This window comes from Pseudomonas sp. GW821-FHT01E10, assembly GCF_059422365.1.
Window position 1 is genome coordinate 55113 of the sequence record NZ_JBWKWT010000011.1, and the last position, 6152, is coordinate 61264.

General features: G+C 58.2%; 8 protein-coding genes. 7 read left to right on the plus strand and 1 reads right to left on the minus strand.

Annotated features, from left to right (window positions below; all coding sequences use genetic code 11):
- The first annotated feature begins 83 nt into the window (after window positions 1-83).
- The 4 genes from AC07V0_RS19530 to AC07V0_RS19545 all read left to right on the plus strand — a co-directional run bounded on the left by AC07V0_RS19530 (window position 84) and on the right by AC07V0_RS19545 (window position 4086).
- On the plus strand, window positions 84-1028 hold the full coding sequence (locus AC07V0_RS19530; RefSeq protein WP_026286370.1) for a chromate resistance protein ChrB domain-containing protein: 945 nt from the start codon (window positions 84-86) through the stop codon (window positions 1026-1028).
- A complete protein-coding gene (chrA, locus tag AC07V0_RS19535; protein ID WP_018925604.1) occupies window positions 1021-2379 on the plus strand; it encodes a chromate efflux transporter in 1359 nt (452 codons plus the stop codon). The genes AC07V0_RS19530 and chrA overlap by 8 nt, the downstream gene beginning before the upstream one ends.
- A gap of 82 nt (window positions 2380-2461) precedes the next feature.
- Complete coding sequence (locus tag AC07V0_RS19540; protein ID WP_086944954.1) at window positions 2462-2914, plus strand: chromate resistance protein ChrB domain-containing protein; 453 nt, start codon at window positions 2462-2464, stop codon at window positions 2912-2914.
- Between the two features lie 131 nt (window positions 2915-3045).
- Window positions 3046-4086: a YncE family protein gene (locus AC07V0_RS19545; protein WP_064618711.1), complete on the plus strand. Its 1041-nt coding sequence runs from the start codon at window positions 3046-3048 to the stop codon at window positions 4084-4086.
- Between the two features lie 49 nt (window positions 4087-4135).
- Here the strand turns inward: AC07V0_RS19545 and AC07V0_RS19550 are convergent, their stop codons facing one another.
- Entirely contained in the window at window positions 4136-4480 is a 345-nt protein-coding gene (locus AC07V0_RS19550; protein ID WP_018925601.1) for a cupin domain-containing protein, read from the minus strand.
- Window positions 4481-4723: 243 nt separating this feature from the next.
- On the opposite strand from AC07V0_RS19550, the gene AC07V0_RS19555 reads away from it, so the two are divergent.
- From AC07V0_RS19555 to AC07V0_RS19565, 3 genes are all read left to right on the plus strand, one after another.
- Window positions 4724-5014: a hypothetical protein gene (locus AC07V0_RS19555; protein ID WP_018925600.1), complete on the plus strand. Its 291-nt coding sequence runs from the start codon at window positions 4724-4726 to the stop codon at window positions 5012-5014.
- A 131-nt stretch (window positions 5015-5145) separates the two neighbouring features.
- Entirely contained in the window at window positions 5146-5547 is a 402-nt protein-coding gene (locus tag AC07V0_RS19560) for a hypothetical protein (RefSeq protein ID WP_007937009.1), read from the plus strand.
- A gap of 212 nt (window positions 5548-5759) precedes the next feature.
- Window positions 5760-6041, plus strand: a complete 282-nt coding sequence (locus AC07V0_RS19565) for a DUF3303 domain-containing protein (RefSeq protein ID WP_018925598.1) — start codon at window positions 5760-5762, stop codon at window positions 6039-6041.
- The last annotated feature ends 111 nt before the right edge of the window (window positions 6042-6152 follow it).

Consider the following 6152-nt stretch of genomic DNA (forward strand, 5'->3'; position numbering starts at 1 on the left):
GCCCTACTTCTGAAGGAGCGCTTCCCCATGGCCTGAATCAGGAATAAAGTAGCAAGACCTACATAAATCGTAGAAAACGCTACATGAAAAATTGGCTAGCTTTGATATTAGGTCTGCCGACTGCCAATGCCACCGAACGCATGCGTGCCTGGCGCGCACTAAAAGCCTCCGGAGCGGCGGTCTTACGCGATGGCGCCTACCTTTTACCGGATACCGCTGCCTGTCGAGAAGCGCTAACGTCTGTCGAGCGCGACATCCTGGCCATCAATGGCACCGCCTACGTCCTGCCTGTCGTTGATCCTGACGGTGAACGCTTTATTGAGCTGTTCGACCGTAGCGATGATTACAGCAAGCTAGGCGCCGAGATCGAAGCATGCCGGGCACAGCTCAATGCCGAGAATGCGCTGGTCACCACCAAGCAAATTCGCAAACTGCGTAAAGCCTACGATCAGCTGACCAGCATCGATTACTTTTCAGGCAAGCCGAAGCAGCAGGTCGACTTGGCGTTGCAGGAGCTTGAGACAGCGGTCAGCAGAGCGCTGTCTGCGGATGAGCCGCATAGCCACGACCAGCCAATCACGGCGCTGAGCCTTGGCGATTATCAATGTCGTGTCTGGGCAACGCGTAAACGCCCATGGATCGACCGCCTGGCTTGCGCCTGGTTGATTCGACGCTTCATTGATCCGCAGGCTCAGATCCTTTGGCTGAACACTCCACAGGAGTGCCCAGCCGATGCATTGGGTTTCGACTTCGATGACGCAACTTTCAGTCATGTCGGCAATCGCGTGACCTTTGAAACCCTGCAAGCCAGCTTTGAACTTCAAGAGCCGGGCCTGAGCCGCATCGCTGCACTGGTGCATTACCTCGATATCGGTGGCATTCAGCCGGTGGAGGCTGCCGGCATCGAACGGGTGCTGGCAGGGCTACGCGAAACCATTGCCCATGACGACCACTTGTTGGCTGCTGCCAGCGCCATCTTTGACGGCCTGCTCGCCGAGTTCGTGAAAGAGGAACATCCCAATGATTAAGGCTTCCCCATCAGCTGTTGAAGAGGATCTGTCGAGGCCTGAACCGATCAGTTTGCGTGAGGCGTTCTGGTTCTGGCTGAAGTTGGGATTCATTAGCTTTGGCGGGCCCGCAGGACAGATCTCGATCATGCACCAGGAGTTGGTAGAGCGGCGGCGTTGGATTTCCGAGCGGCGGTTTCTGCATGCCCTCAACTATTGCATGCTGTTGCCAGGGCCGGAGGCTCAGCAGCTAGCAACCTATATCGGTTGGTTGATGCATCGAACCTGGGGTGGGGTGATCGCCGGGGGGCTGTTTGTGTTGCCCTCACTGTTCATCCTGATCGCGCTGTCCTGGATGTATATCGCCTTCGGCGAAGTCCCGGTGGTGGCCGGGCTTTTCTATGGCATCAAGCCCGCCGTGACGGCCATCGTCGTGCAGGCGGCCCATCGAATCGGCTCGCGCGCGCTGAAGAACAACTGGCTGTGGGCTATGGCGGCGGCGTCATTTACCGCGATCTTCGCGTTCAATGTGCCGTTCCCGCTGATCGTGCTGGGAGCCGCGTTAATCGGTTATGCAGGAGGCCGCCTGGCGCCCGAGAAATTCAGGACCGGGGGCCATAGCGCCGCCAAAAAGTCCTTCGGCCCAGCATTGATCGATGACGACACCCCGTCCCCTGAGCATGCCCGGTTCAGCTGGTTGAAACTGGCGCTGCTGGCACTCATCGGCGCAGCGTTGTGGGCGTTGCCGATGGGGGTCTTGACCGTGCTCTTTGGCTGGGAAGGCACCTTGACTCAGATGGGCTGGTTCTTTACCAAGGCCGCATTGCTGACCTTTGGCGGCGCCTATGCGGTGCTTCCCTACGTCTACCAAGGCGCGGTCGGTCATTATGGCTGGCTGACACCGACACAAATGATCGACGGATTGGCGCTGGGGGAAACCACACCGGGGCCGCTGATCATGGTGGTGGCTTTCGTCGGCTTTGTCGGCGCCTATGTCTCGCAGGTGTTCGGCGCCGATCAGGTGTTTCTGGCCGGAGCCGTCGCGGCCACGCTGGTGACCTGGTTCACCTTCCTGCCTTCGTTCCTGTTCATCCTCGCAGGTGGCCCGCTGGTGGAGTCGACTCACAATGAACTCAAGTTCACCGCACCGCTTACCGGGATCACTGCCGCAGTGGTTGGGGTGATTCTCAATCTGGCGTGTTTCTTCGGCTATCACGTTCTTTGGCCCAAAGGGTTCAGCGGCAACCTGGACTGGCCTTCCGCGCTGATCGCGATTGCGGCGGCGATTGCCTTGTTCCGCTTCAAGCGCGGCGTGATTCAAGTATTGATGGCCTGCGCACTCGTTGGTTTGACTGTGCACTTACTGCGCTAGAGCGCGCAATGATCAACTATTTTCTGGCGGGCACCGGGCCTGCCAGATTACCCAGCCTACTGAGTTAGGCAGGAGGTGTTCCATGAGGTGGATTACCCGTGAACGACCCAAAATTGATCGCATTGCCTGTCCCTGGCTGATCACCCGTTTTATCGACCCTGAGGCCGAGTTCTTGTACGTGCCCAGCAGAGAGGTTTTGCAGATTGCCGCTGAGAAAGATGCAACGCCTTATGACATTCCGGGCGTTGAGCTTTCCCACGTAGGTGAGCTGTGCAGCTTTGATGCGTTCCTGAACAAGTACCACCTCAGTGATCCTGCCTTGCAGCAGTTGGCCAAAATCGTGCGCGGAGCAGATACCTCCCGCCTGGATCTGACACCGCAATCGGCTGGGCTCTATGCGATTTCGCTGGGACTATCGCATAGTTATGCCGATGACCACGAAATGCTGGCACATGGTTTGATCCTGTATGACGCCCTGTATGCCTGGTGCAAGGAATGTCAGGGCGAGTCGCATAATTGGCCTCCTCAGATGTGAGAGGCGTCTACACGGCGGTCCAGCCCGGAACTGGGCTCATGATCAGTGAAACACTGCATATTCTGATCTGCGCATTGCTGAGACTTGGGCGAGGCGGTTGAACCCGCCTTGTCCGAGCAGAAGAAGACCTCATGAACATACGAGACAATCGACGTTTCACTCTGCCAGTCTTCGCGATCCTGCTGACTGCGCTAGCCGTCATGGACTTCGCAAGCCTTCGCTACTGTCAGGCCGCCGACGAGTTGCCGGCTAACGACCTGCCTCTGAAGCACGTCGCCGACATTCCATTGCCCGGTGGCGCCACTCGGCTCGACTACGAGAGCTACGATCCAGAGCGCAACCTGATGTTCATCGCTCATCTTGGTGACGGTGAAGTTATCGCCTTTGACATGCGCGAGTCCCGCGTTGTCGGGCGCATTGCGAACGTCTCGTCGGTACACGGCGTGCTCGTTATTCCTGAGTTGTCACGCGTCTACGCTTCGGCGACGGGCACGAACGAAATCGTTGCGATAGACGAAGCGACCCTGGCAATTGTCAGTCGCATACCGGGCGGCATCTATCCAGACGGCATGGCTTATGTGCCTGACCTTCACAAGCTTTACGTATCGAACGAAAACGGCGAGACCGAAACGGTGATCGACGTGGACACGAACACTCGTGTTGCGACGATTCCACTGGGAGGTGAAGTCGGCAATACACAATATGACCCCATATCACGACACGTCTTCGTCAATATCCAGACTCGTCGGCAACTTATCGAAATCGATCCCGTGACCGACCACATCGTGGCGCGCATTGATCTGCCGGGGGCACGTGGCAACCATGGCCTGTTGATCAATCCGCGTGACCGGCTTGCCTTTATCGCGTGCGAAGGTAATGACAAGCTCCTCGTACTGGACATGCACACCATGCGGGTTATCCAGGCGTTCGATACCGGGGGAGCCCCCGATGTGCTTGCGTTCGATCCAGTGCTGAACACACTTTATGTCGCTGGAGAGGCTGGCATTGTGTCGATGTTCCACGTCAAGGGAGCAGTGGTCACGAAAATCGGCAATGGCAGCGTAGGCCCGCGTGCGCATGTCGTTGCCGTGGATGCCGCGACACACCGCTCGTATTTTCCGCTCAAGGATATCGACGGGCACCCGGTACTACGGATTATGGAGCCCCGTTAGCGGATTGAATCGACTCTAGTTCCGACCGTGCTGGATGTCGGACCTGAACTTACTCCTGCCTGACAATATCGACCGAGATCTCCACCGCAGCGATCGTGCCCCGGTTCTCAAGCCAGTGCGTGGTGTTCCTGTCCTCGGGCCAACCCACGCCCGGCCCATAGTCCGTGGCGACGCCATTTCGATGGTCGGTGATGGTTCCTTGCAGTATGTAGACGGTACCGGGTCTGTCTTTATGGTTGTGAACCGGCCCGAAGACGCCTCCAGGCTCGATGGTCACCATGCGCATTCTAAGTTGGCGCCCTGCCATGCCTTCGATCTCGGGGCCAAGGTCAACCGTTGCCAGTAACTTCACCGCCACACCTTGTGTTTCGGGTGCCGCCTGTTCGTTGCTCATTGTGCTCTCCTCTCTGTACATACAGGGCCTGACTAGAAGTAAAGCCCCTGAGAACCGACAGAGAGGTAAATCCGCCCAACGACGGTCGCCCATCCGGTCAAATGTCGCCGATGGTCGTTACATTTCGCTTGTCACCGACGTTTGGCTAAGCTGAATAAATCGGGGGTGAACTGATACCGGAGTGATGGCGGCCATCAGCGGATCTGGATTGGCATCAAGACGGTACTCCCGAAGGAGACGACTATGTATGCAGTTATAAGAACCTACCTGGGTGCTGGCGCAAAGGAGCTTTTCGAGTTTCTGGAAAAGCGCAATGCCGATGTCGAAGCGGCCCTGCGGACAGTGCCTGGCATCGAAAGCTACACACTGCTCAACACGGGTGATGGCGGCACGGCGGTGACGGTTTGCAAAGACAAGACCGGCACCGATGCAAGCTTGAAAGTGGCGCGCGACTGGATTCAGAAAAATGCTTCGCATATTCAAGTGAAACCGCCGATCGTGACGGAAGGTCCGGTGATTGTGCAGATAAAATAGATTCAACCGGTCGATGCAACACACTAGGCACTGTGTAAACAGGCGGCGTGTTGCATCGACGGAAACACCACTCTCAACGCCACAACAACCCCATGGGCAAACCCGATCATAGCGCTCTATGATTGAACCCCATGACGACCTCTCTTCCGATCCGCCAACCCTGCCCTCCCGGTGCTTGCATCTGCGAACGTGAGCAGCTGTTGGAAACCCCCGGCACGGACCTGCGCATCCTGAGCCTGACCCAGTCGGAAGAGAAACGCCTGATCGAACGCCTGGAAAACCTCCAGAGCCTGAGCGACCTGGAGCGTCTGCAACGGCGAATGTATGAGCAATTGGGTCTGCGCGTGGAGATCGCTCCGGGCTTCAATGAAGTGCGCACCATGCGCGGTATCAATATCACCTTGGGCGAACTGCCGGGCCTGTGCCGCAAAACCCGTCAGTCGATCCCGGCGGCCATTCGCCGAGGGCTGGAGAAGCACCCGGAAGTTGCCTACGAGCTGCTCAATGCCAACGACTTGTTGCGTGATGCCTGATGGCTTGCACCGTTATCCCGATACGTTCGTTCGAATGCCCTGAAACAGGATCAGCGGTCGTACGCACGACACGGTCCGCTGCTATGCCTTCTCATGGGAGAACAGGTTTCAGGCCAGCCAGGACGTCGCTGGAAACTCAGGCGTGACCGTGGCCCCGGCGCCAGCCAGGAACGCGAAGATCAAAGGTGCCAGTCCGTAGCAGGAGGTGGCAGATGTTATTCATGGTCCGTTGGTCCATCAGTCCGCAGCAACGTAACAGCGCGATCGAACGTTTTCTCAAGACCGGTGGCGCCCCACCCGCAGGCGTCAAAATGCTGGGGCGCTGGCATGCCGTCGGCGGCTCCAGCGGCGTGGGCATTGCCGAGGCCAGTGATCCAGTGGCGATTCAGAAGTGGGTGCTGGAATGGAGCGACCTCATGAACATGGAAGTCCACGCCGCATTGACCGATGAACAGGTGGCACCGCTGCTCGCTGCCGCAGTGGGCAAGCAATAGTTGTCGAGGCGGCGGGTGCCCCTCGCCGCCCAATGCAAGCTTTTCGTAGGAGCCAGGCTTGGGGGGGGGGGGGGGGGGGGGGGGGGGGGGGGGGGGGGGGGGGGGGGGGGG